Source organism: Dietzia sp. HMSC21D01, from assembly GCF_001815995.1.
Lineage (GTDB): Bacteria > Actinomycetota > Actinomycetes > Mycobacteriales > Mycobacteriaceae > Dietzia > Dietzia cinnamea.
Map to the genome: position 1 here is coordinate 1 of NZ_KV824044.1, position 22,165 is coordinate 22,165.

20 protein-coding genes are annotated in these 22,165 nt (G+C 72.1%); 11 read left to right on the forward strand and 9 right to left on the reverse strand.

What is annotated here, in order from left to right; all coding sequences use genetic code 11:
- On the reverse strand, positions 1-837 hold an 837-nt coding region (locus HMPREF3086_RS13930; RefSeq protein WP_246831007.1), incomplete at its 3' end, for a mannose-1-phosphate guanylyltransferase.
- A 99-nt stretch (positions 838-936) separates the two neighbouring features.
- Positions 937-1,836 carry a glycosyltransferase family 2 protein gene (locus HMPREF3086_RS13935; RefSeq protein WP_061914039.1) on the reverse strand — a complete coding sequence of 300 codons (900 nt, stop codon included), beginning with the start codon at positions 1,834-1,836 and terminating at the stop codon, positions 937-939.
- A gap of 194 nt (positions 1,837-2,030) precedes the next feature.
- Here HMPREF3086_RS13935 and HMPREF3086_RS13940 point away from each other — a divergent pair, with 194 nt between their 5' ends.
- On the forward strand, positions 2,031-3,521 hold the full coding sequence (locus tag HMPREF3086_RS13940; RefSeq protein WP_174521518.1) for an LCP family protein: 1,491 nt from the start codon (positions 2,031-2,033) through the stop codon (positions 3,519-3,521).
- Positions 3,522-3,588: 67 nt separating this feature from the next.
- A complete protein-coding gene (locus HMPREF3086_RS13945) occupies positions 3,589-4,275 on the forward strand; it encodes a TIGR03089 family protein (RefSeq protein ID WP_061228053.1) in 687 nt (228 codons plus the stop codon).
- A 201-nt stretch (positions 4,276-4,476) separates the two neighbouring features.
- On the opposite strand, the gene HMPREF3086_RS13950 is transcribed toward HMPREF3086_RS13945, so the two are convergent.
- The 5 genes from HMPREF3086_RS13950 to HMPREF3086_RS13970 form a co-directional block, all read right to left on the reverse strand.
- The gene (locus tag HMPREF3086_RS13950; protein ID WP_007628917.1) at positions 4,477-5,646 is read right to left on the reverse strand and encodes an acyl-CoA dehydrogenase family protein; all 1,170 of its coding nucleotides are present in this window, start codon (positions 5,644-5,646) and stop codon (positions 4,477-4,479) included.
- Between the two features lie 215 nt (positions 5,647-5,861).
- A complete protein-coding gene (gene purE / locus HMPREF3086_RS13955; protein ID WP_007628915.1) occupies positions 5,862-6,374 on the reverse strand; it encodes a 5-(carboxyamino)imidazole ribonucleotide mutase in 513 nt (170 codons plus the stop codon).
- Between the two features lie 116 nt (positions 6,375-6,490).
- A complete protein-coding gene (locus HMPREF3086_RS13960) occupies positions 6,491-7,777 on the reverse strand; it encodes a 5-(carboxyamino)imidazole ribonucleotide synthase (RefSeq protein ID WP_061228054.1) in 1,287 nt (428 codons plus the stop codon).
- Positions 7,778-7,797: 20 nt separating this feature from the next.
- Complete coding sequence (locus tag HMPREF3086_RS13965) at positions 7,798-8,361, reverse strand: PH domain-containing protein (RefSeq protein ID WP_061228055.1); 564 nt, start codon at positions 8,359-8,361, stop codon at positions 7,798-7,800.
- A 3-nt stretch (positions 8,362-8,364) separates the two neighbouring features.
- Positions 8,365-9,243: a biotin--[acetyl-CoA-carboxylase] ligase gene (locus HMPREF3086_RS13970; RefSeq protein ID WP_061228056.1), complete on the reverse strand. Its 879-nt coding sequence runs from the start codon at positions 9,241-9,243 to the stop codon at positions 8,365-8,367.
- 109 nt (positions 9,244-9,352) lie between these two features.
- Here HMPREF3086_RS13970 and HMPREF3086_RS13975 point away from each other — a divergent pair, with 109 nt between their 5' ends.
- From HMPREF3086_RS13975 to HMPREF3086_RS13995, 5 genes are all read left to right on the forward strand, one after another.
- Positions 9,353-11,002: an acyl-CoA carboxylase subunit beta gene (locus tag HMPREF3086_RS13975; RefSeq protein ID WP_043567136.1), complete on the forward strand. Its 1,650-nt coding sequence runs from the start codon at positions 9,353-9,355 to the stop codon at positions 11,000-11,002.
- Positions 10,999-11,244 carry an acyl-CoA carboxylase subunit epsilon gene (locus tag HMPREF3086_RS13980; protein ID WP_061228057.1) on the forward strand — a complete coding sequence of 82 codons (246 nt, stop codon included), beginning with the start codon at positions 10,999-11,001 and terminating at the stop codon, positions 11,242-11,244. Before HMPREF3086_RS13975 ends, HMPREF3086_RS13980 begins: the two co-directional genes overlap by 4 nt.
- 55 nt (positions 11,245-11,299) lie before the next feature.
- The gene (locus HMPREF3086_RS13985; RefSeq protein WP_070722471.1) at positions 11,300-11,665 is read left to right on the forward strand and encodes a cupin domain-containing protein; all 366 of its coding nucleotides are present in this window, start codon (positions 11,300-11,302) and stop codon (positions 11,663-11,665) included.
- A gap of 22 nt (positions 11,666-11,687) precedes the next feature.
- A complete protein-coding gene (locus HMPREF3086_RS13990) occupies positions 11,688-12,368 on the forward strand; it encodes a Maf family protein (protein WP_061228058.1) in 681 nt (226 codons plus the stop codon).
- A 184-nt stretch (positions 12,369-12,552) separates the two neighbouring features.
- Entirely contained in the window at positions 12,553-14,340 is a 1,788-nt protein-coding gene (locus HMPREF3086_RS13995) for an acetyl/propionyl/methylcrotonyl-CoA carboxylase subunit alpha (protein ID WP_070722473.1), read from the forward strand.
- Between the two features lie 162 nt (positions 14,341-14,502).
- Here HMPREF3086_RS13995 and HMPREF3086_RS14000 read toward each other — a convergent pair whose 3' ends face one another.
- Positions 14,503-16,287, reverse strand: a complete 1,785-nt coding sequence (locus HMPREF3086_RS14000; RefSeq protein ID WP_061228060.1) for a glycerol-3-phosphate dehydrogenase/oxidase — start codon at positions 16,285-16,287, stop codon at positions 14,503-14,505.
- Between the two features lie 80 nt (positions 16,288-16,367).
- On the opposite strand from HMPREF3086_RS14000, the gene glpK reads away from it, so the two are divergent.
- Complete coding sequence (gene glpK, locus HMPREF3086_RS14005) at positions 16,368-17,927, forward strand: glycerol kinase GlpK (protein ID WP_061228061.1); 1,560 nt, start codon at positions 16,368-16,370, stop codon at positions 17,925-17,927.
- A 15-nt stretch (positions 17,928-17,942) separates the two neighbouring features.
- Here glpK and HMPREF3086_RS14010 read toward each other — a convergent pair whose 3' ends face one another.
- Complete coding sequence (locus HMPREF3086_RS14010) at positions 17,943-19,349, reverse strand: NAD(P)H-quinone dehydrogenase (RefSeq protein WP_061914034.1); 1,407 nt, start codon at positions 19,347-19,349, stop codon at positions 17,943-17,945.
- Positions 19,350-19,499: 150 nt separating this feature from the next.
- Here HMPREF3086_RS14010 and HMPREF3086_RS14015 point away from each other — a divergent pair, with 150 nt between their 5' ends.
- The 3 genes from HMPREF3086_RS14015 to HMPREF3086_RS14025 all read left to right on the forward strand — a co-directional run.
- On the forward strand, positions 19,500-20,048 hold the full coding sequence (locus HMPREF3086_RS14015; RefSeq protein ID WP_070722478.1) for a gamma-glutamylcyclotransferase family protein: 549 nt from the start codon (positions 19,500-19,502) through the stop codon (positions 20,046-20,048).
- Between the two features lie 7 nt (positions 20,049-20,055).
- A complete protein-coding gene (locus HMPREF3086_RS14020) occupies positions 20,056-20,871 on the forward strand; it encodes a purine-nucleoside phosphorylase (protein ID WP_061228063.1) in 816 nt (271 codons plus the stop codon).
- A gap of 38 nt (positions 20,872-20,909) precedes the next feature.
- A partial coding sequence (locus HMPREF3086_RS14025) for a phosphohexomutase domain-containing protein (RefSeq protein ID WP_070722475.1) occupies positions 20,910-22,165 on the forward strand: 1,256 nt, incomplete at its 3' end.

Consider the following 22,165-nt stretch of genomic DNA (forward strand, 5'->3'; position numbering starts at 1 on the left):
GAGCACGGCGCCCGCGCCGACCCCGGCGCCCTCGTGGACGAGGGCCTCCCCCGCGTGGCCGTCGAGCGCCGGCGAGGGGGCGATCCCGCGGACGAGGTCCGACGAGCCGCGCACGAAGTCCTCCGGGGTGCCCATGTCGCGCCAGTACGCCGAGTCGACGAACCCGTATACCCGCCTGCCCTCGCCGAGCAGCTGCGGGAAGGTCTCCCGCTCGACCGAGACGGGCTGCCCCTCCGGGATCTGCTCGATGAGCTCGCGACGGAAGACGTAGCAGCCCGCGTTGATCTGGTCGGTCGGCGGATCCTGCGTCTTCTCCAGGAACTCCTGCACGCGGCCGTCGTCGTCGGTCGTGACGCACCCGAACGCGCGCGGGTCGGACACGCGCACCAGGTGCATGGTGAGGTCGGCGTCCTTGGCCCGGTGCAGGGCCAGGATCTCCCGCAGGTCAGTCCCGCCGAGCACGTCGCCGTTGAACACCATGACGGTCGACGCGGTGAGCTCGGGCAGCACGTTGCGGATTCCGCCACCCGTGCCCAGCGGCTCGGTCTCCACCACGTACGAGATGTCGAGGTCCAGATCCGAGCCATCGCCGAAGTGCTCCTCGAACACCTCGGCCTTGAACGACGTGCCCAGCACGACCCGCCGGATGCCGGCCGCGCGGATGCGCGAGAGCAGGTGCGTGAGGAACGGCAGCCCCGCGGTCGGGAGCATGGGCTTGGGCGCGGAGATCGTCAGGGGCCGCAGCCGCGTGCCCTTTCCGCCGACCAGCACCACCGCCTCGGTGTCGGCGATCAGGTCGTCGCCGGTCGCGGCGCTCCCGGTGGTCGTCGAGGTCACGATGAAGCTCCTGGGGTCGTCGGGCCCCGCGGTCGCGCTCGCGAGCCGCCGGGGCGGTGGGTGGATGTCGGTCGTGGGTCGGACCGGGCCCCCGCGGGCTCAGCCGTGGCGGCCGCGGGGTGGGCGCGTGGCACGCCGCGCGGACCGGATCGCGAGACGGCACCGCAGTTCCAGGCCCGCTCTGAGCGCCCAGCGTATCGGGGCCTGCCAGGTCCGTGGGTGCCTGTCCGCCTGGAACAGATAGGCGCTGCGGTGGTGGGCCCGGAGGGTGAACTCGGGCACCGCCTTCGCCGCGTGGCCCTGGTCGTGGTGGATGACGGCGTCCGGGACGTAGACGTTCTGCCACCCGGCGCGCCCGAGTCGGTCGCCCAGGTCCACGTCCTCCAGGTACATGAAGTAGCGCTCGTCGAACCCGCCGAGCGCGTCGAAGGCCTCACGGCGCAGCAGCAGGCACGAACCGGACAGCCAGCCCGCGGTCCGCTCGGTCTCCATGTCCGCGCCGTCGAGGTAGTGGGCGGTCCACGGGTTCCCCCGCCACACCTGCCCGAGCAGGGCGTGACCGATCCCGGCCCCGAGCCGCGGCACCGAGCGGGCCGACGGGTACACCGACCCGTCCGTCTCGGAGATGCGCGGGCCGAACGCGGCCGCGCGCGGCCACCGCCGCGCCGCCTCGAGGAGGGCATCCACCGAGCCGGGTTCGAACGTCACGTCCGGGTTGACCACCAGGACGAACTCCTGGTCGAACTCGTCCGGACGCGCGGCGATCTCGGCCACGGCCCGGTTGATCGCGGTGCCGTAGCCGAGGTTGCCGCCGGTCGGGAAGAACTCGGCGAAGTCGTACCGGGCGGCGACGGCCTCGGGCGCCCCGTCTGTCGACCCGTTGTCCGCCATCACCAGCGCCACCGGCCGGGACGTGGCCGCCGGGAGCGTCTCGACGAAGCTGTGGAGGTGGTCGCCCGGCGAGTACGTCACCGTCACGACGGGTAGTCGGGTCGTCACGCGCAACACCCTACGACGCGGCCCGTCGATTCCGACGCCCGGCGCGCGGCGCGGTACCGTGGGATGATCGTCGGCGGCCTCGAGCGGCCCCTAATCGAGGACAAGGACGGTGGATGAGCGCCGAGCTGCCAGTGACTCCCCGTCGCGCCCACAGCCGGGCGCGGGGTAGGCGGCACGCCACCCCGGCCCACCCGATGGCCTCGCGTATAGGCCGCGTCCTCGCCGCTCTCGTCTCCGCGGTCTGCCTTCTGGTCACCGGCGTCGGCTGGACGCTCGTCAGCGGGCTCAGCTCGGACCTGTCCTCCGCCGGCGGCCTGGACGTGGGCGACGGCGGCCTCGACGGCGCGGTGGACATCCTTCTGGTCGGCACCGACAACCGGACCGACGCCCAGGGCAACCCCCTCAGCCAGGAGGAGCTCGCCACCATCCGCACCGGTGAGGAGGACGGCGAGAACACCGACACGATCCTGCTCATCCGCATCCCGGAGGACGGCAGCTCCGCCACCGCGATCTCCATCCCGCGTGACGTGTACGTGGAGACCAGCACCGTCGGCGGCAGCAAGATCAACGGTGTGTACGCGGCCAACAAGGAGGCCCACCTCGAGCGGGTCGTGGCCTCGGACCCCGAGGGCGTCATCACCGAGGAGGACCAGCGCGCGGCCGTCAACGCTGGCCGGAACGGGCTCATCGGCGCCGTCGCGGACCTCACCGGCGTCCAGGCCGACCACTACGCGGAGATCGGGCTGCTGGGTTTCGTACTGCTCACCGACGCGGTCGGCGGTGTCCCCGTCTGCCTCAACGAGCCCGTCGACGAGCCGCTATCGGGCGCGAACTTCGACGCGGGTGTCCAGACGGTCTCCGGCTCGGACGCCCTGAGCTTCGTCCGCCAGCGCCACGACCTGCCCGCCGGCGACCTCGACCGCATCGTCCGCCAGCAGGTGTTCATGTCCCAGCTGGTCAAGAAGATCCTCTCGGCCGGCACCCTCACCGATCCGGGCAAGCTCGGTGCGCTGGTCGACGCCGCCAAACGCTCGTTCGTGATCGACGAGAACTGGGACTTCGTGGACTTCGCCATGAAGCTCAAGGACATCAGCGGCGGCAGCGTCCGCTTCGAGACCATCCCGGTCACCAGCATCGACTCGTACACCGAGTGGGGCGAGTCCATCGTCACCGCCGACCCCGTCCAGGTGTCGGAGTTCGTCGCGGGCTTCGCCAGCACCGAGGATGACGCGGACGCCGCCGAGGGCGGCGACGGCGAGCCCGCCCCCGGCGAGCCCGGCGTCGACCCCTCGACGGTCGCCGTGTCGGTGGTCAACACCACCGCGATCGACGGGCTGGCCGCCCGCGTCTCCGGTGCGCTCACCGAGCTGGGCTACACCACCGGTGATCTGCTCACCGACCCGGCCGCCGCCTACACCTCTCACGTGGCGGCGGGCTCTGCCGACGACGCCGCCGCGTTCGCCGTCTCCGACGCGCTCGGTGGCCTGCCGGTCCAGGTCGACCCCGCGGTCCCGCCCGGCACCGTGCGTGTGGTCCTCGCGGACGACTACAGCGGCCCCACCGGTGAGGCCGCCACGACCGAGTCCTACTCCCCCGCCACCACCACGTACGCGCCGCTCCCGCCGTCGATCGCGCAGCGTCCGACCTTCGACGCCGGCGGCTCCGACGTACCCTGCGTGAACTGACCCCGGAGGCGGACGCGCCGCCCGCCGCACCGGGGGAACCACCCCACGACGCCAGGAGGCCACCCGAGTGAACACCGCCGCAGACACCGTGCTCCAGCCGCTGCTCGCGCTCGACCCCGGGGCGCCGATGGTCACCCACTACGACCAGGCCGCCCCGTCCCGCGTCGAGCTGTCGGTCACCTCGACCGCCAACTGGGCGGCGAAGATCGCGGGCCTGCTCCGCGACGAACTCGGGGTGACGCCCGGTGACGTGATCGTGTGCGACCTGCCCGCCCACTGGCTCACCGCCGGTGTCCTGCTGGGCACCTGGTGGGCGGGCGCCGAGGTCCGCACAGGGTCCGCGGACGACGCCGTCGTCGTCGTCACCGTCCCCGACCGCCTCGACCGCCACCCCACCGACGTCGAGACCCTCCTCATGACCACCGACCCGATGGGCCGCCCCCTGGCCGCCGCGGGCGTCGAGGTGCCGCCGGGCGTCACCGACCTCGCCGAGGCGTGCCGCATCCACCCCGACGCGTTCGTCCCCTCCGGCGGCGGTGACCTCGCCCTCGACGGCCTGCCGCTCGACCAACTGGCCGACCGCGCCCTCTCCGGTCGCGCGCTGGTCGCCGGCCGCGAACGCGACGACGTCGTGGCCACCCTCGCGCGGGTGTTCGCCTCCGGCGGCACGGCCGTGCTCGTCACGGGCGCCGACGCCGACGACCCCGCCGTGGCGGGGATCGCGGACACCGAGCGCACCACGCTCACCGCCTAGAGCACCGGACACCGAGCGCCGGCGGAGCGTTCCGGCGCCGGCGGGGCGGGGCGTTCTCCTCCCGCCCCGACTCCACCCGCCGCCTACCAGGCGCGATCCGGGCAGCAACGCGATCTGCCCCTCCGATTGCGATCCGCCCCCGGGGTTCCGGGGGTCGATCGCGATCGGAGGGGCAGATCGAGGCGGGGTTCAGCCGACCGGTCAGGCCAGGAGCTGGCGGGCCATGACCATGCGGTTGATCTGGTTGGTGCCCTCGTAGATCTGGGTGATCTTGGCGTCGCGCATCATCCGCTCGACGGGGAAGTCACGCGTGTAGCCGGCGCCGCCGAACAGCTGCACCGCGTTGGTGGTGACCTCCATCGCCACGTCCGAGGCGAAGGTCTTGGAGGCGGCGGCCATGAAGCCGAGCTTCTCGCCACCGGGGGCGGAGCCGCGCTCGGCGTTGGCGGCGGCGGTGTAGACCATCAGACGCGCGGCCTGCACCTTCATGGCCATGTCGGCCAGCATGAACTGCGTGTTCTGGAAATCCGAGATCGCCTTGCCGAACTGGCGGCGCTCCTTGGTGTAGGCGATCGCCGCGTCGAGCGCGCCCTGCGCGATGCCCACGGCCTGCGCACCGATCGTCGGACGGGTGTGGTCCAGCGTCTGCAGCGCGGTCTTGAACCCGGTGCCCGGCTCGCCGATGATCCGGTCGCCCGGGATGCGGACGTTCTCGAAGTACAGCTCCGCGGTGGGCGAGCCCTTGATCCCGAGCTTCTTCTCGGTCTTGGACACGCCGAAACCCTCGTCGTCGGCGTGGACCATGAACGCGGAGATCCCGCCGGCACCCTTATCTGGGTCGGTCACGGCCATGACCGTGTACCAGGTGGACTTGCCGCCGTTGGTGATCCACGCCTTGGAGCCGTTGAGGATCCAGTCGTCACCGTCGGCCTTGGCGCGCGTGCGCATCGACGCGGCGTCCGAGCCGGCCTCGCGCTCGGACAGGGCGTAGGAGGCCATCTTCCCCGCGGCGATCTCGGGCAGCACCTTCTGCTTGAGCTCCTCGCCACCGGCCAGGATCAGGCCCATGGTGCCGAGCTTGTTGACCGCCGGGATCAGCGAGGACGAGGCGTCGACGCGGGCGACCTCCTCGATCACGATGCAGGCCGCGACCGAATCCGCGCCCTGACCCTCGTACTCCTCGGGGATGTGGACCGCGTTGAAGCCCGACGCGTTGAGCGCGTCGAGGGCCTCCTGCGGGAACCGCTCGTTCTCGTCGACATCCGCGGCGTGGGGCTCGATCTCCTTCTCCGACAGCGCGCGGATCGCGGCGCGGAGCTCCTCGTGCTCCTCCGCCGGACGGTACAGATCGAAGTCAGGGTTACCGGACATGTGCGGGCCTCCAAAGGGGAATCGTCAGTGCTGGTCACGCGGCGGGCGCCGGTGTCCGGACATCGGTGTGGGCCGGTCGCGCGACGGCGGCGGCTCGCGAGTGGATCCGGGGTGCACCCGGCCACTCAGGTTACCAGCGACTAACTGGATTCCTCCCCCATCGGCGACCCCACTTTCCGCATCGCGGAACGCACCTGCGGGATGCCTCCCGCCCGTCAGCCGAGCAGACGCTGCCGGAGCGCGTCGTCCTTGCGCTCGACCATCGCCTCGAGCTCCGCCTGGAAACCCTCCATCCGCTCACGCAGGGCGGGGTCGGAGGCGGCGAGGATCCGGACCGCCAGCAACCCGGCGTTCCGGGCTCCCCCGATCGACACGGTCGCCACCGGGACCCCCGCCGGCATCTGCACGATCGACAGCAACGAGTCCATCCCGTCGAGATGCTTGAGCGGAACCGGCACTCCGATCACGGGCAGCGCGGTGGCGGAGGCGACCATCCCCGGCAGGTGCGCGGCGCCGCCCGCGCCGGCGATCACGACGCGGATGCCGCGACCGGCGGCCGACCGGGCGTAGTCGAGCATCTTCTGCGGGGTGCGGTGCGCGGAGACGACGCCCACCTCGAACGGGATCCCGAACTCGGCGAGCGCCTCGGCCGCCGCCTCCATGGTGGGCCAGTCGGAGTCACTGCCCATGATGAGGCCGACCTGCGGCCCGTCCTGTCGCGCGGTCATCTCGTCGCCTTTCGTGGAGGTGTGTCAGCGGGGGCGGCCGGGGCGCCGCCGCCCGGGGGGTTGTCCGATGGACGCGGTGTCCGCACAGCATCGGCCGCGCGGACGCGGCGGTGAGCTCAGCGTTCGAAGTCGCCGACGGGCGCGCCCGTGTGAGGGTCCCAGCCGTCGGCCCACCGGGCGTGGGAGAGCCAGTGGGCGGACAGCTCGGCCACCGCGCGCACGGCGGCCACCTGGTCCGCGTCGTCCGGGTCGAGACCCGGGTCGGCGAGCACGTTGACGTGCCCGATCTTGCGGCCGTGTCGCTCGGACTTGCCGTAGAGGTGCACCTTGGCGTGCGGGAACCGCGCTGCGAGGTGGTGGACACGCTCGTCCATGCTCATCTCGGGCGTCTCGGGCGCGCCGAGGACGTTGGCCATCACGGTGAGCGGGGCGGTGGACACGGTCGAGCCGAGCGGGTAGTCGAGCACGGCACGCAGGTGCTGCTCGAACTGGCTGGTGGTGGCCCCGTCCATGGTCCAGTGCCCGGAGTTGTGGGGCCGCATCGCCAGCTCGTTGACCAGCACGCCGGGGCGACCGTCCGAGCCGACGACCTCGAACAGCTCGACGGCCATGACGCCGGTGACGTCCAGGTGCTCGGCGAGCTTGAGGGCGGTCGCCTGGACGGCCGAGCGCAGGTCGTCGGGGAGTCCGGGGGCGGGAGCGATCGCCACGGCGCAGATCCCGTCGCGCTGTACGGTCTCGACGACCGGCCACACGGCGCCCTGCCCGAACGGGGACCGCGCGACCATGGCGGACAGCTCCCGGGTCCACGGCACCCGGGCCTCGGCCATCATGGGCACCCCGGCGGCGAGCTGCTCGGAGGCGATCCGCTCGGCCTCCTCGAGCGAGTCCGGCATCCAGACGCCGCGCCCGTCGTAGCCGCCGCGGGCGGACTTGAGGACGATCCGCCCGTCCTGCTCATCGTGGAAGCGCCGGACGTCCTCGACCGTGTCCACGCCGGTGAACGGCGGGATCGGCGCACCGATCTCGGCGAGGGCACGCCGCATGACGAGTTTGTCCTGGGCGTGGATGAGCGCGGAGGCACGCGGGCGGACGGCGACGCCCGAGGCCTCGAGGTCGAGCAGGATCTGCGGGGGCACGTGCTCGTGGTCGAACGTCATCACGTCGGCGCCCTCGGCGGCGGCACGGACGGCGTCGGGGTCGTCGTGGGCGCCGATCACGACGTCGGGCGTGACCTGGGCCGCGGGGTCGAGCGGGTCGGCGGCGAGGACCCGGAGGGTCTGGCCCAGGGCGACGGCCGACTGGTGGGTCATGCGGGCGAGCTGCCCGCCGCCGATCATCGCCACGACGGGCGCTGCGAGTGGATTGCGGCGGATGCGCGAGTCGTCGTTCACGCCGCCCATCGTCTCACGCCGCCCGGGTGTCAGCGCCGCCCCGGCAGGCCCCAGCGCGAGCGCGGGGCGGCGGCCAGCGGGGCGGGCGGCGATGGCGGGGGCAGCCGGAGCAGCTCGTCGTAGACGGCGGCGTGGACGCGGGCCACGTCGGGCACGTGGTCGATCTCGATGGGCGGGAGGTGCCCCAGTTCGAGGATGAGGCAGCCCGTGCCCAGGGCGCGGTCGGCGAGGGTGTGGCGGAAGCGGACGGCGCTGATGCGGCGCAGCGGCACGTCCACGCACCGCCGGTTGGAGCCGGCCGGGCGATAGAGCACGCGCTCGTCGGTGACGACGAGGTCCGTGCGCGCCCAGCGGATCAGCGGCCAGAGGGCGAACCGGAGGACGACGAGCGAGAACAGCACCGCGACCATCGCCCAGGTAGCGGTCCGGTCCCCGGCGTGGACGACCTGGACCTCGATGAAGCCGCCGGCGATACCGGCGAGCCCGGCGCCGACGAGGGTGACGAGCGCGGGTCTGACGAGCGCGCGCCAGTGCGGGTGGGTGTGGACGATGAGCGTCTCCCCCGGCGCGAGGACCGATCGGACGAAACCCACGGCTCAGCCGCCCCACCGACCGCCGACGCCGCGGACGTGGGTGACGTCGCCCGCGGCCACGGGGAACTCGCCGTCGGTGTCGACGACGACGAGGCGGCCGTCTCGGTCGACCCGGTCGGCTCGCCCGGTCCGCACGATGTCCCCGGGCAGCTCGACCCTCACGTCGGCGCCGATGGTGGAGCAGGCCTCGGAGTAGGTCGTCATGAGCGTGTCCGAGATGGTCGATCCGCTCCCGCGTTCACACTCGCGCCACTGGCCGTGGCGAAGGGCCAGCGCCTCCAGCACGGATCGCGCGAGGCGGTCGCGGTCGACCGATCCGCCGGCCAACGCGAGCGAGGTGGCGTGCGGTACGGGCAGTTGCGCCTGCGTGAGGGACACGTTGATCCCGACGCCCACCACGATGGCGGGCAGGCGCACCGAGTAGTCGCCCCCGGCGGGGACCGTGGTCACCTCGGCGAGGATCCCGGCGATCTTCCGGCCGTCGACCAGGACGTCGTTGGGCCACTTCAAGGTGGCGTCCACACCGCCGGCCTCGCGGAGCCCGTCGCGGATCGCCAGGCCGGTGACCAGCGGCAGCCACCCGAAGAGCGTCGGCGAGACCGCACCCGGTCGCAGTAGGACGCTGACGGCGACCTGCGTGCGGGGCGGGGCGGTCCACACGCGGCCGAGCCGGCCACGCCCCGACGCCTGATGCTCGGCCAGCAGCACACTGCGGTCCGCCGCGCCCGCGGCCGCGCGGGCGAGGAGTTCCGCGTTGGTCGAGCCGATGTCCTCGACCACCTCCAGCGAGGAGTAGGGGGCGTCCGGTCCCTCCACCAGGACGCGACGGAGCGCGTCGCCGTCCAGCGCGGGCGGGGTCTCGGAACCGGTGTCTGCGTGCACGACACCCAGGGTATGTGCCCGCTCCGACACGGGGCGCGGGCCGTCTGGCGGGGGACGTCGGCCGGGTCACGTCGCCACGGGGCGCGGCGACTAGTTAGAGTCTTGCAACATGACGACTGCCTCAGAACCGGACGTGAGCGCCGACGTCCAGACGGACGCCGCGACCCCCGACATCCACACGACCGCCGGGAAGCTGTCCGAGCTGCGTCGGCGCCTCGACGAGGCCCGGGCCCCCATGGGGCAGGCCGCGGTGGACAAGACCCACGAGAAGGGCCTGATGACGGCCCGCGAACGGATCGAGAACCTCCTCGATCCGGGTTCGTTCGTGGAGATCGACGCCCTGGCCCGCCACCGCGCCACCACCTTCGGCCTCGCCGAGCGTCGCCCGCTCGGTGACGGCGTCATCACCGGCTACGGCACGATCGACGGCCGCAGCGTCTGCGTGTTCTCCCAGGACGCCACCGTCTTCGGCGGGTCGCTCGGTGAGGTCTACGGCGAGAAGATCGTCAAGGTCATGGACCTGGCCCTGAAGACCGGCCGCCCGATGATCGGCATCAACCACGGTGCCGGCGCCCGCATCCAGGAGGGCGTCGTCTCGCTCGGCCTGTACGGCGAGATCTTCCACCGCAACGTCCTGTCCTCCGGCGTCATCCCGCAGGTGTCCCTCATCATGGGCCCGTCCGCCGGCGGCCACGTGTACTCCCCCGCCCTGACCGACTTCACCGTGATGGTCGACAAGACCTCGCAGATGTTCGTCACCGGCCCCGACGTCATCAAGACCGTCACCGGCGAGGAGGTGTCGCAGGAGGAGCTCGGCGGCGCCACCACCCACATGACCAAGTCCGGCGTCTCCCACTACACGGCCAGCGACGAGCAGGACGCCCTCGACTTCGTCAAGGACCTGCTGTCCTACCTGCCGAGCAACAACCGGGCCGAGGCCCCGCGGCTCCCCTACCCCGTGGCCGAGGGCGCGATCGAGGACAACCTCACGCTCGAGGACCACGAGCTCGACACGATCATCCCGGACTCCTCGAACAGCCCGTACGACATGCACGAGGTCATCTCGCACATCGTCGACGACGGCGAGTTCCTGGAGGTCCAGGGCCAGTACGCGATGAACATCATCGTCGGCTACGGCCGCATCGAGGGCCGCAGCGTCGGCGTAGTGGCCAACCAGCCGACCCAGTTCGCCGGCTGCCTGGACATCAAGGCCTCCGAGAAGGCCGCGCGCTTCGTCCGCACCTGCGACGCGTTCAACATCCCGATCCTCACCCTGGTCGACGTCCCGGGCTTCCTGCCCGGCACCGGTCAGGAGTTCGACGGCATCATCCGCCGCGGCGCCAAGCTCCTCTACGCCTACGGTGAGGCCACCGTCGGCAAGGTCACCGTCATCACCCGCAAGGCCTACGGCGGAGCGTACGACGTGATGGGGTCCAAGCACATGGGCGCGGACATCAACCTGGCGTGGCCGACCGCCGAGATCGCCGTCATGGGCGCCTCGGGCGCGGTCGGGTTCGTCTACCGCAACGAGCTCAAGCAGGCCGCGGCCAACGGCGAGGACGTCGACGCCCTGCGCCTGAAGCTGCAGGCCGAGTACGAGGACACCCTCGTCAACCCGTACGTCGCCGCCGAGCGCGGCTACGTCGACGCGGTGATCCCGCCGTCGCACACCCGCCTGCAGGTCGCCCAGGCCCTGCGTCTGCTCGACCGCAAGGTAGTCGAGGTGCCCGCCAAGAAGCACGGGAACATCCCGCTGTGACCGCCGAGAAGCAACAGGACGGGGCCGACAAGCCCGAGAAGCCGTTCTTCGAGGTCGAAGGGGGTAACCCAACGGCCACCGAGGTGGGCATCCTGGCGGCGGTCTTCGCGACCGCCCAGGGTAATGCCGCCCACGGCGGGCACGACACCGGGATCAAGAACGACTGGGGCGCCTTCGAGGACCGGCTCCGGCCGCCGTTCGGCTACAACCCCAACTCGTTCCTCAACCGCCGCCAGTACTGACCGGTCGGCCCGGCGCACCACGCGCCGGGCCCACCGCCTGCGAGGGGGAAACCACGTGTCCGATGACCGCGAGCACGGCAGGCGCGCGGGCACCGACGAGGGCACCGCCACCCATCACACGGGGATCATCGGACGCGCCGAACCGTCGGCGGACCGTCCCGGCGCCACCGTCATCCACCAGGACGAGACGACCAAGGTCGTGGCGTTCGAGTTCGCCGAGGGTCAGGAACTAGCGGATCACGCCGCCTTCCACCCGATCCTCGTGCAGCTGCTGCGCGGCCGCGTCGAGTTCGGGTTGCCGGACCGCACCCTCGACCTGCGCCCCGGCGAGATCGTGCACCTCACCGCCAAGCTCCGACACAGGGTCCGCGCCCTCGAGCCCACCACGCTGACCGTCACCATGCTGCTGCCGCGCTCGTGAGCACGTGGCTACGCTCTAGCCCATGATCGCGTTCGTCCTCGCCTCCGCCTCCCCGTCCCGTCTCCACATCCTCGAGCAGGCCGGTGTCGACCCGCTCGTCCGGCACCCGGAGGTCGACGAGGACGCGCTCCAGGCTGCACTGCCCACGGGGACACCGCACGTGCGGGTCGTCGAGGAGCTGGCCCGCGCGAAGGCGGAGGATGTCCTGCACCGCGAGGGCGCGCAGCTCGCAGAGGAGGCGCGGTCGGCGGGGGCGGACACCCTGATCGTCGTGGGGTGCGACTCCATGCTGCTGGTCGACGGTCGCCTCGAGGGCAAACCGCACACCTACGAGCGCGCGCTCGAGCGGTGGCACAAGATGCGCGGTCGCCACGGCGTCCTGCTCACCGGGCATGCGCTCATCGTCGCCGACCTCGCCGACGACGCCCCTTACGCCGTGACCTTCTCCGACTCGGACACCTCCGACACCACGGTGCACTTCGGCGCCCCGTCCGACGCCGACCTCGACGTGTACCTGCGCACCGGCGAGCCCCTGGAATGCGCGGGCGCGTTCACGATCGAGTCGCTCGGCGGCTGGTTCATCGACCGGATCGAGGGCGACCCGTCGAGCGTGATCGGCCTCAGCCTGCCGCTGCTGCGCCGCCTGCTGGAGGCCGCGGGGATCAACGCGCACCGCGTCTGGCGCCCCGAGCTGCGCGGCTGACCCCGCCACCCCCGTTCGGAACCTGCAGGTCACCCCGGCCACGGGCCATCGGGGTCCGCCCCCGGCGGTCGGACCGCCGACCCCAACACCACACATGAGGGAGGCCTCTCATTAGACTGCGGAAGAACTCGGTGGGCCTCCCGGCCGACCGCCAGTAAAGACGTCCATCACCAGGAGGCCCTGAGTGCCCAGTCATGCCAGCTCTCACATCACCAAGGTCCTCGTCGCCAACCGCGGCGAGATCGCCGTCCGTGTGATCCGCGCGGCGAAGGACGCCGGCCTGGCCAGCGTGGCGGTGTACGCCGAGCCCGATGCCGACGCCCTGTTCGTCAAGCTGGCCGACGAGGCCTTCGCCCTGGGGGGCACCACTTCCGCGGAGTCCTACCTGGTCTTCGACAAGATCCTCGACGCCGCCGCCAAGTCCGGCGCCGACGCGATCCACCCAGGATACGGCTTCCTGTCCGAGAACGCCGACTTCGCGCAGGCCGTCATCGACGCCGGCCTCATCTGGATCGGGCCCCCGCCGCAGGCCATCCGCGACCTCGGCGACAAGGTCACCGCCCGCCACATCGCAGAGCGGGCCAACGCCCCCATGGCCGCCGGCACCAAGGACCCGGTCGCGAACGCTGACGAGGTCGTCAAGTTCGCCGAGCAGTACGGCCTGCCCATCGCCATCAAGGCCGCCTTCGGTGGCGGCGGACGCGGCATGAAGGTCGCCCACAAGATGGAGGAGGTCGCCGAGCTCTTCGAGTCGGCCACCCGTGAGGCCACCGCCGCCTTCGGTCGTGGCGAGTGCTTCGTCGAGCAGTACCTCGACAAGGCCCGCCACGTCGAGGCGCAGGTCCTCGCCGACCAGCACGGCAACGTCATCGTCGCCGGTACCCGCGACTGCACCCTGCAGCGTCGCTTCCAGAAGCTCGTCGAGGAGGCCCCGGCGCCGTTCCTCACCGACGAGCAGCGCAAGCGCATCCACGACTCCGCCAAGGCCATCTGCAAGGAGGCCGGCTACTACGGTGCCGGCACTGTCGAGTACATGGTCCAGGGCGACACGATCTCCTTCCTTGAGGTCAACCCCCGCCTGCAGGTCGAGCACCCGGTCACCGAGGAGACCGCGGGCATCGACCTGGTCCTGCAGCAGTTTAAGATCGCCGAGGGCGAGGTGCTCGAGTTCACCGAGGACCCCGAGCCCCGCGGCGTGGCGTTCGAGTTCCGTATCAACGGCGAGGACGCGGGCCGCAACTTCCTGCCCGCCCCCGGCACCATCACCGCCTACCATGAGCCCACCGGCCCGGGCGTGCGCATGGACTCCGGCGTCGAGCAGGGCGACACCATCGGCGGCCAGTTCGACTCGATGCTCGCCAAGCTCATCGTGTGGGGCGAGGACCGCGACCAGGCGCTCGCCCGCTCGGCCCGCGCCCTGGCCGAGTACAAAATCGAGGGCATGGCCACCGTCCTGCCGTTCCACCAGCACATCGTCACCCACCCCGCGTTCGTCGGCGACGGCAAGAAGTTCGACGTCTACACCAAGTGGATCGAGGAGGAGTGGGAGAACCCGATCGAGCCGTGGACGCCCACCGGTGCCCCGGCCGACGATGACGAGCCCGTCGAGCGCAAGAAGGTCGTCGTCGAGGTGGACGGTCGTCGCGTCGAGGTCTCGCTGCCCGGCGACCTCGCGTTCGGTGGTTCGCACGCCGGCGGCACCGTCCGCCGCAGGGCCAAGTCCCGGACCCGCGGCGGCGCCGCCGGTGCGGCCGCGTCCGGTGACGCCGTGTCGGCGCCCATGCAGGGCACCGTCGTCAAGGTCGCCGTCTCCGAGGGCCAGGAGGTCAAGGCCGGCGAGCTCGTGGCCGTGCTCGAGGCCATGAAGATGGAGAACCCCGTCACCGCCCACAAGGACGGCGTCGTCACCGACCTGTCCGTGGACGCCGGTGCCCCCGTCACCCAGGGCACGGTTCTCTGCGAGATCAAGTGATCCGCTGACGGCGCGGGCGGGACCCGTCCGCGCCGTCGACGACCCACCCCCGGAATCCGCTACTCCCCTTACGGATCCGCTACCCCCGCAGGCGTAGCGGATCCCCGGCCGGAGTAGCGGATTTCGCGGTTGTGGGGTCCTACCGCCCGGCGTCGGCGGGTCTCAGGCCCCCGGGCCGGCCGAGTGCTCGACCACGGGCTCCGCGCTGGCGGGATCGAACGCCGCGTCCACCAGGAATTCGCGGACCTCGGGCACACTCCTGAGGAACTCGTCCGCCTCGTCGTCGGACTCCACCACCTGGCTCGCCCGCTCGGCGACGATCCGCCGCTCGAAAAGCTCCACCTCGCGCGCGACGCGGTCCGGGTCCCATCCGAGCAACCCGGCCATGAGGTCGGCGACCTCGCGCGCGCAGTCGACGCCTCCGTGCTGGTACTCCATCGAGATCCGCGTGCGGCGGACCAGGACGTCCTCGAGATGCAGGACCGCCTCGGCCTGGGCGGCGTAGACGATCTCCACGCGCAGGTAGCGCTCGGCCCCGCCGACAGGATCGAGCAGGTCGGGGCGGTCCGCCGCCAGGTCGAGGACGTCCTCGGCCAGCGTGCCGTAGCGGCCGAGCAGGTGCTGCATCTGGTCCTCGCGGATCTCGTAGTGATCGGCGATCCGGTCGGCGCGGTTGACCATCGCCGGATACCCGTCGGCGCCCAGGAGCGGGATCCGCTCGGTGGTCGAGGGCGGTACCGACGCGGCCCGCTCGCCCAGCTCGGACACCGCCGCGTCGACCGCGTCGGCGGCCATCACGCGGTAGGTCGTGTACTTGCCGCCCGCCACCACCACGGCCCCGGGGGCGACGGTCATCACCGCGTGCTCGCGCGAGAGCTTGGCGGTGGAGTCCGCGCCGCCCGACAGCAGCGGTCGCAGCCCCGCGTAGACGCCACGCACGTCCTCGCGGCGAATGGGCGTGGTGAGCACGGAGTTGACGTGGCCGAGGATGTACTCGATGTCCGCTCCGGTGGCCGCCGGGTGGGCCAGGTCGAGCTGCCAGTCGGTATCGGTGGTGCCGATGATCCAGTACTCGCCCCACGGGATGACGAACAGCACGGACTTCTCGGTGCGCAGGATCAGCGCCGCCTCGGAGTCGACCCTGTCGCGGTCCACGACGATGTGCACGCCCTTGGACGCCCGGACGGTGAAACCGCCCTCCTCCCCGAGCATCCGCTGCAGCTGGTCGGTCCACACGCCGGCCGCGTTGAGCACGACACGGGCCCGCACGTCGGTCTCGTGCCCGGTCTCCGCGTCGCGGACGCGCACGCCGGTGACCCGGTCCCCCTCACGGAGGTAGCCGATCACCTGGGTCGAGTTGGCCACGACCGCCCCGTGGTGCGCGGCCGTCCGGGCCAGGGTGAGGGTGTGCCTCGCGTCGTCGACGAGGCTGTCCCAGTAGCGGATCCCGCCCACCACGGCGTCCTCCCGCAGCCCGGGGGCCACGCGACGGGCGCCGGCCCGGCTGTAGTGCTTCTGCGGGGGGACGCTCTTCGCACCACCCATCACGTCGTAGAGCACAAAGCCGGCGGCCATGTACGGGCGTTCCCAGAAGCGGCGGGTCAGGGGGAAGAGGAACTTCAGCGGGGTGACGAGGTGCGGCGCCAGACGCGTCATGCTGAGCTCCCGCTCGTGCAGCGCCTCGGCGACCAGGCCGAAGTCGAGTTGCTCGAGGTAGCGCAGCCCGCCGTGGAACATCTTGGAGCTGCGGGAGGAGGTGCCCGCCGCGAAGTCGCGGGCCTCGACGAGCGCCACGTTGAGCCCGCGGGTGGCGGCGTCCAGCGCACTGCCCGTGCCGACCACGCCGCCGCCGACGACCACGACGTCGAACGTGTCCTCCTCCAGCCTGCGCCAGTCCTCGGCGCGGCGGTCGGGTCCGAGGACGGATCTGGACCTGGTCGTGCGCATGGACGCTCCCTCCGCGGCCGGGCGTGTGGTTCGGTCGGTCGGACCCGACTCTACGCCCGACCGGACGTAGTCTTGGGCACGTGACTAGGAACACCTACATTCTGGCGATCGACCAGGGCACCACGTCGACGCGGGCGATACTCTTCGACAACCAGGGCATGCCGGTCCCCGCGGCGACGGTCCAGGTGGAGCACCGCCAGGTCCTCCCGCGCGCGGGGTGGGTGGAGCACGATCCGATGGAGATCTGGGCGAACGTTCGCACCGCGATGGGCCAGGTGGCGGGCCGGGTGGACCTCGAGCCGGCGGCGGTCACCGCGATCGGCATCACCAACCAGCGCGAGACGACCGTGGTGTGGGACCGGGTCACCGGCGAGCCCGTCTACAACGCGATCGTCTGGCAGGACACGCGCACGTCGGGGCTCTGTGCGCGCCTCGCCGACGGACACCCCGACGGAGACGACCGCTTCCGAGATGTCACCGGGCTGCCCCTGTCGACCTACTTCGCCGGGCCCAAGATCCGGTGGATCCTCGATCACCTCGATTCCCGGGGAGAGCGCGGCACCGAGCGCGCGGAGGCCGGGGAACTGCTGGCGGGGACCATCGACTCGTGGCTGGTGTGGAACCTGACCGGTGGGAGGCGTGGGGGTGACGACGGCGAGGAGGCCCTCCACGTCACGGATGTCACCAACGCGTCGCGCACTCTGCTCATGGACCTGCGGACCCTGCAGTGGAGCGAGGAACTCTGTCGCGAGATCGGTGTGCCCCGCGCGATGCTCCCGGAGATCGTCCCCTCCTCCGGGGTGCTGGGTCACGTGGCCCGGCGCAGAATGTTCGGCGGTACGCCCATAGCGGGGATCCTCGGCGATCAGCAGGCCGCGATGTTCGGCCAGACCTGCTTCGAGCCCGGCGAGGCCAAGAACACCTACGGAACGGGCGCGTTCCTCTTGCTCAACACGGGAACGACGCCTCAGTTCAGCGACAACGGCCTGCTCACCACCGTGGCCTACCAGCTCGGGGACGACGACCCGGTCTACGCGCTGGAGGGCTCGGTGGCCGTGGCCGGGTCGTTGGTGCAGTGGCTGCGTGACAACCTCGGGGTGATCTCCACCGCGGGCGAGACGGAGGGTTTGGCCAAGTCGCTCGAGGACAACGGGGACTGTTATCTGGTGCCCGCGTTCTCGGGGCTGCTGGCCCCGCGCTGGCGGCCGGACGCCCGTGGCGCGATGGTGGGGCTCACCCGCTTCCACACGCGCGCGCACCTGGCCCGAGCGGCCCTGGAGGCGACCGCGTTCCAGACCCGCGAGATGACCGACGCGATGGTGGCCGACGCCGGTGAGTCCGCGGATTCGCTGCGCGTCGACGGCGGGATGGTGGTCAACGACTACCTCATGCAGTTCCAGGCCGACATCCTCGGCGTGGACGTGATCCGGCCCCAGGTCACCGAGACCACCGCGCTCGGGGCCGCGTTCGCGGCCGGGTTGGCGGTGGGTCAGTGGGATTCGCCCGACCGCCTACGCGAGTTGTGGCGGGAGGACTGCCGCTGGTCGCCGCAGATGCCCGGGCAGGAGCGCGAACGGCTGCTCGCGCGGTGGAACGACGCGGTCGAGCGCACGCTCTGCTGGGCGGACGCCGAGGGCTGAGCCCGGCGGACGCGATCAGTCCAGGTCGTCGTGGCGCATGAGCTGGCGCGCCGCCTCGGTGATCGTGCCCGTCATCGACGGGTAGACCGAGAACGACCCCGCGAGGTCGCCCACCGTCAGCTGATTCCGGACCGCCACCGAGATCGGCAGGATCAGCTCGGACGCCGTGGGGGCCACGACCACGCCGCCGATCACCACGCCGGAGGCCGGGCGACAGAAGAGCTTGACGAAGCCGCGCCGCAGGCTGCGCATCTTGGCCCGCGGGTTGCCGGCCAGCGGCATGACCTCGACGCGGGCGGGGACCTCGCCGCTCTCGATCTGCGCGTGCGAGATGCCGACCGTGGCGATCTCGGGCCGCGTGAACACCGCGGAGGCCACGGTCCGCAGCTTGATGGGGTTCACGCCCTCGCCGAGCGCGTGGTACATCGCGATGCGGCCCTGCATGGCTGCCACCGAAGCCAGCGGGAACAGGTCCGTGCAGTCGCCACCGGCGTAGATGCCCGGGGCGGTGGTGCGGGAGACGCGGTCGACCTTGATATGGCCACTGGACTGCAACTCGACGCCCGCGTTCTCCAAACCGAGGCCCTGCGTGTTGGGCACCGACCCGACACAGATGAGGGCGTGCGAGCCCTTGACCGTGCGCCCGTCACCGAGGCGGACGATGATGCCGTCCTCGAAGTGCTCGACCGCGTCGGCGCGCGCGTGCTTGACCAGCGACACGCCACGCTCGCTCAGTGCCTCCTCCAGCACCAGGGCGGCGTCGGCGTCCTCGTGCGGCAGCACCCGGTCTCGACTGGAGACCATGGTGACCTTGACGCCCATCTCGGTGAACGCCGAGACGAACTCGGCACCGGTGACGCCCGAGCCGATCACGACCAGGTGGGTGGGCAGCTCGGTGAGGTCATAGAGCTGACGCCAGTTGAGGATCCGCTCACCGTCGGGCTCGGCGCCCCGGAGCACGCGCGGGCTGGACCCGGTGGCCATGAGGACCACGTCGGCGTCGAAGATCTTCTCCTGCCCGTTCTCGAAGGTCACTGCCACCCGGTGCGAGGCCATGCCCGGCTGCGAGTCGTGCAGACGCGCCCAGCCGGAGATCAGCCGCACGCCCTCTCGCTGCAGCTGCGCCCGGATGTCGGCGGACTGCGCGCGGGCCAGGGACTTGACCCTCCCGTTGACCTGCCCCAGCTTGTATGCGGTGGGGTCGAAGTGAGCCTGGACGCCCATCTCCTCTGCGCGACGCATGTCCGTGCGGACGCCCGTGGTGGCGATGAACGTCTTGGACGGCACGCAGTCGCTGAGCACACAGTTGCCGCCGATGCCGTCCGCGTCGACGATCGTGACGTCCGCACCGTACTGGGCGGCGACCAGCGCCGCCTCGTAGCCGGCGGGTCCGCCGCCGATGATGATGATGCGTTGCGTCACATGTCCTCCACGGCTCGCTGGGGTAAGGGCCGAGCGCCGCGCCCCGCTGTGGCGGACCGCGTCACGTCCGCCGTACACGGTAGTCGAACGATCCGATCGGGGCCGAGGACGTCGGGCCCGGTGCCGCCCCCAGGGACTAGGGTTGTGACCGTGCCTCTTTACGCCGCGTACGGGACGAACATGCATCCCGATCAGATGAACACCCGCGCGCCGCACTCCCCCTTCGCCGGGACCGGGTGGGTGGACGGCTGGCGCCTCACCTTCGCCGGGGACGATCCCACCTGGCAGGGCGCCGTCGCCACGGTCGTACCGGACCAGGGGTCGAGGGTCTTCGTGGTGCTCTACGACGTCCCCGAGGAGGACGTCCGGGCACTCGACCGCTGGGAGGGCACCGACGAGATGCCCGCGCGCAAGATCCGGGTCCGCGTCACCCGCCGGCCGACGGTGCCCGACGGTCCCCCGGTCGATGCCCAGGAGTCCGAGTTCGCCGTGGACACCACCACCCCCACCGGCACCGGCACCGGCACAGACGACACCGTGCTCGCGTGGTTGTACGTCATGGACGCCTTCGAGGGCGGGTTGCCGTCGGCGAGGTACCTCGGTCTGCTCGCCGACGCCGCCGAGTGCGCGGGCGCCCCCGACCAGTACGTGCACGAACTGCGCACGCGGGAATCACGCAACGTCGGCCCGGGCGCCTGAGCAGACGATGGCGCCCCTGCTCTCCCCCACCGACGACGCCCGCGACGCGTCCGCACAGATCGCGCGCCTGAGCGGTCGCGACCGCCACGACGTCGCGCTCGTGTTGGGCTCGGGGTGGTCCGAGGTCGTCGCCGGGCTCGCCGACCCGGGCACGGCCGTGACCGTCGCGGCCGCCGACCTGCCCGGGTTCGTCACCCCCACGGCCGCCGGTCACCGCGGCGCCGTGACCAGTTGCCTCGTCGACGGCGTGCCGCTGCTGTCAGTGGCCGGCCGCACCCACCTCTACGAGGGCGCGGACACCGCGCCCGTCGTCCACCCCGCCCACGTCGCGGCCGCGGTCGGCGCCCGCACGCTGGTGCTCACCAACGCCGCCGGTGGCCTGCGGGACGACATGGCCGTCGGGGACCTCGTTCTCATCCGCGACCACCTCAACCTCACCGGGCGCTCGCCGCTGACCGGGCCGCTGTTCGTCGACATGGTGGACGCCTACTCCCCGCGGCTGCGCGCCGCGGCCACCGACGCCATCGCGGCCGCCGAGGGCGTCTACGCCGCGATGCCCGGACCGCAGTACGAGACCCCGGCCGAGATCACGATGCTGCGGGCCCTCGGCGCGGACCTCGTGGGCATGTCGACGGTGCCCGAGACCATCACCGCCCGCGCGTTGGGGTTGGACGTGGTCGCCGTGTCGCTGGTGACCAACCTCGCCGCCGGCGTCACCGGCCAGCCCCTCGACCACGCCGAGGTCCTGGCCGCCGGCGCCGCCGGATCCGCCCGCCTCACCGGGGCGCTGCGGGCGCTCGTCCCGGTCGTCTCCCGGACCTGATCGCCCACGCCCACCGCGAGGAACCGACGGAGCAGCCCGTGACCCTGACCTTCGGCACCGCCGGCGTCCGCGCTCCCCTCGGGCCCGGGCCCGACGAGATGAACGACCGGACCGTCGCCCTGGTCGCCACCGCCGTCGCCCGGCACCTACGCGAACATGAACCCTCCGGTTCGACGGTCATCGTGGGCGGAGACGCCCGGCACGGGTCCGCCCGATTCGTCGACGTCGCGGCTGCGGTGTTGGCGGCGCACGACCTCGTCGTCGTCGTCCCCGGAGGCCCCGTGGCCACCCCGGTGATCGCCGCGGCGGTCCGCGCGCGCGGCGCCGCCGGCGGGCTCATGGTGACCGCGTCCCACAACCTGGCCGGAGACAACGGCGTCAAGGTCTACGGGCGCGGGGGCGCGCAGATCATCCCGCCCACCGACGCCCACATCGAGCGGCACCTGCGCGCCGCGGCGCGCGGGGGGGTCACGGTCCCCACGGCGGTACCCGCGTCGGCGCGCACCGACCCCGCCCGTGGGTCGGTGCGGGTGGACCCCATGCTGGTCGACGACTACGTGGCCTCCGTCGTCGCGGCACTGCCCCGGCCGGGTCGGCCGCCCCGCGTGGCCCTGACCCCCGTCCACGGGGTCGGCGGCGATCTCTGCGTCCGCGTCCTGGCCGGCATCGGTGTGGACGATGTGACGTTGGTGCGCGAGCAGGCCGTCCCCGACCCGGACTTTCCCACCGTCGCCTCGCCGAACCCCGAGATGCCCGACACGACGGCGCGGCTGATGGAACTCGCGGCGCGGATCGACGCCGACGTGGCGATCGCGCTCGACCCTGACGCCGATCGCTGCGCTGTCGGCCTGGTCGGCCCGGACGGGCGTTGGCGGATGCTCGACGGCGACGAGACCGGGGCGGTCCTGGCCGATCATCTGCTGCGCGCGCCACTCCCCGGCGCGGGCGGGGGCCCGGGGACGGACGCCAGCCCGGGGGCGGGCGACGTGCCGGGAACGGACGGCGGATCGGAAGCGCCCGCGGATGCCGATACGAGGGTGCCGGTCGTGGCGTCGACGATCGTGTCCTCGCGACTACCGTCCCTGCTGGTTCCTGCGCGCGGCGGGCGGTACGTCGAGACGCTGACCGGGTTCAAGTGGCTCGTGCGGGCCGGCGAGCCGCTGCGGTACGCCTACGAGGAGGCCATCGGGCACTGCGTGCTGCCGGACGTCGTGGCCGACAAGGACGGGATCGCGGCGGCCGCGGCGTGGTGCGCGATGGTCGGCTCCGGCGGCCCGTCGGTCGCCGCGCGGCT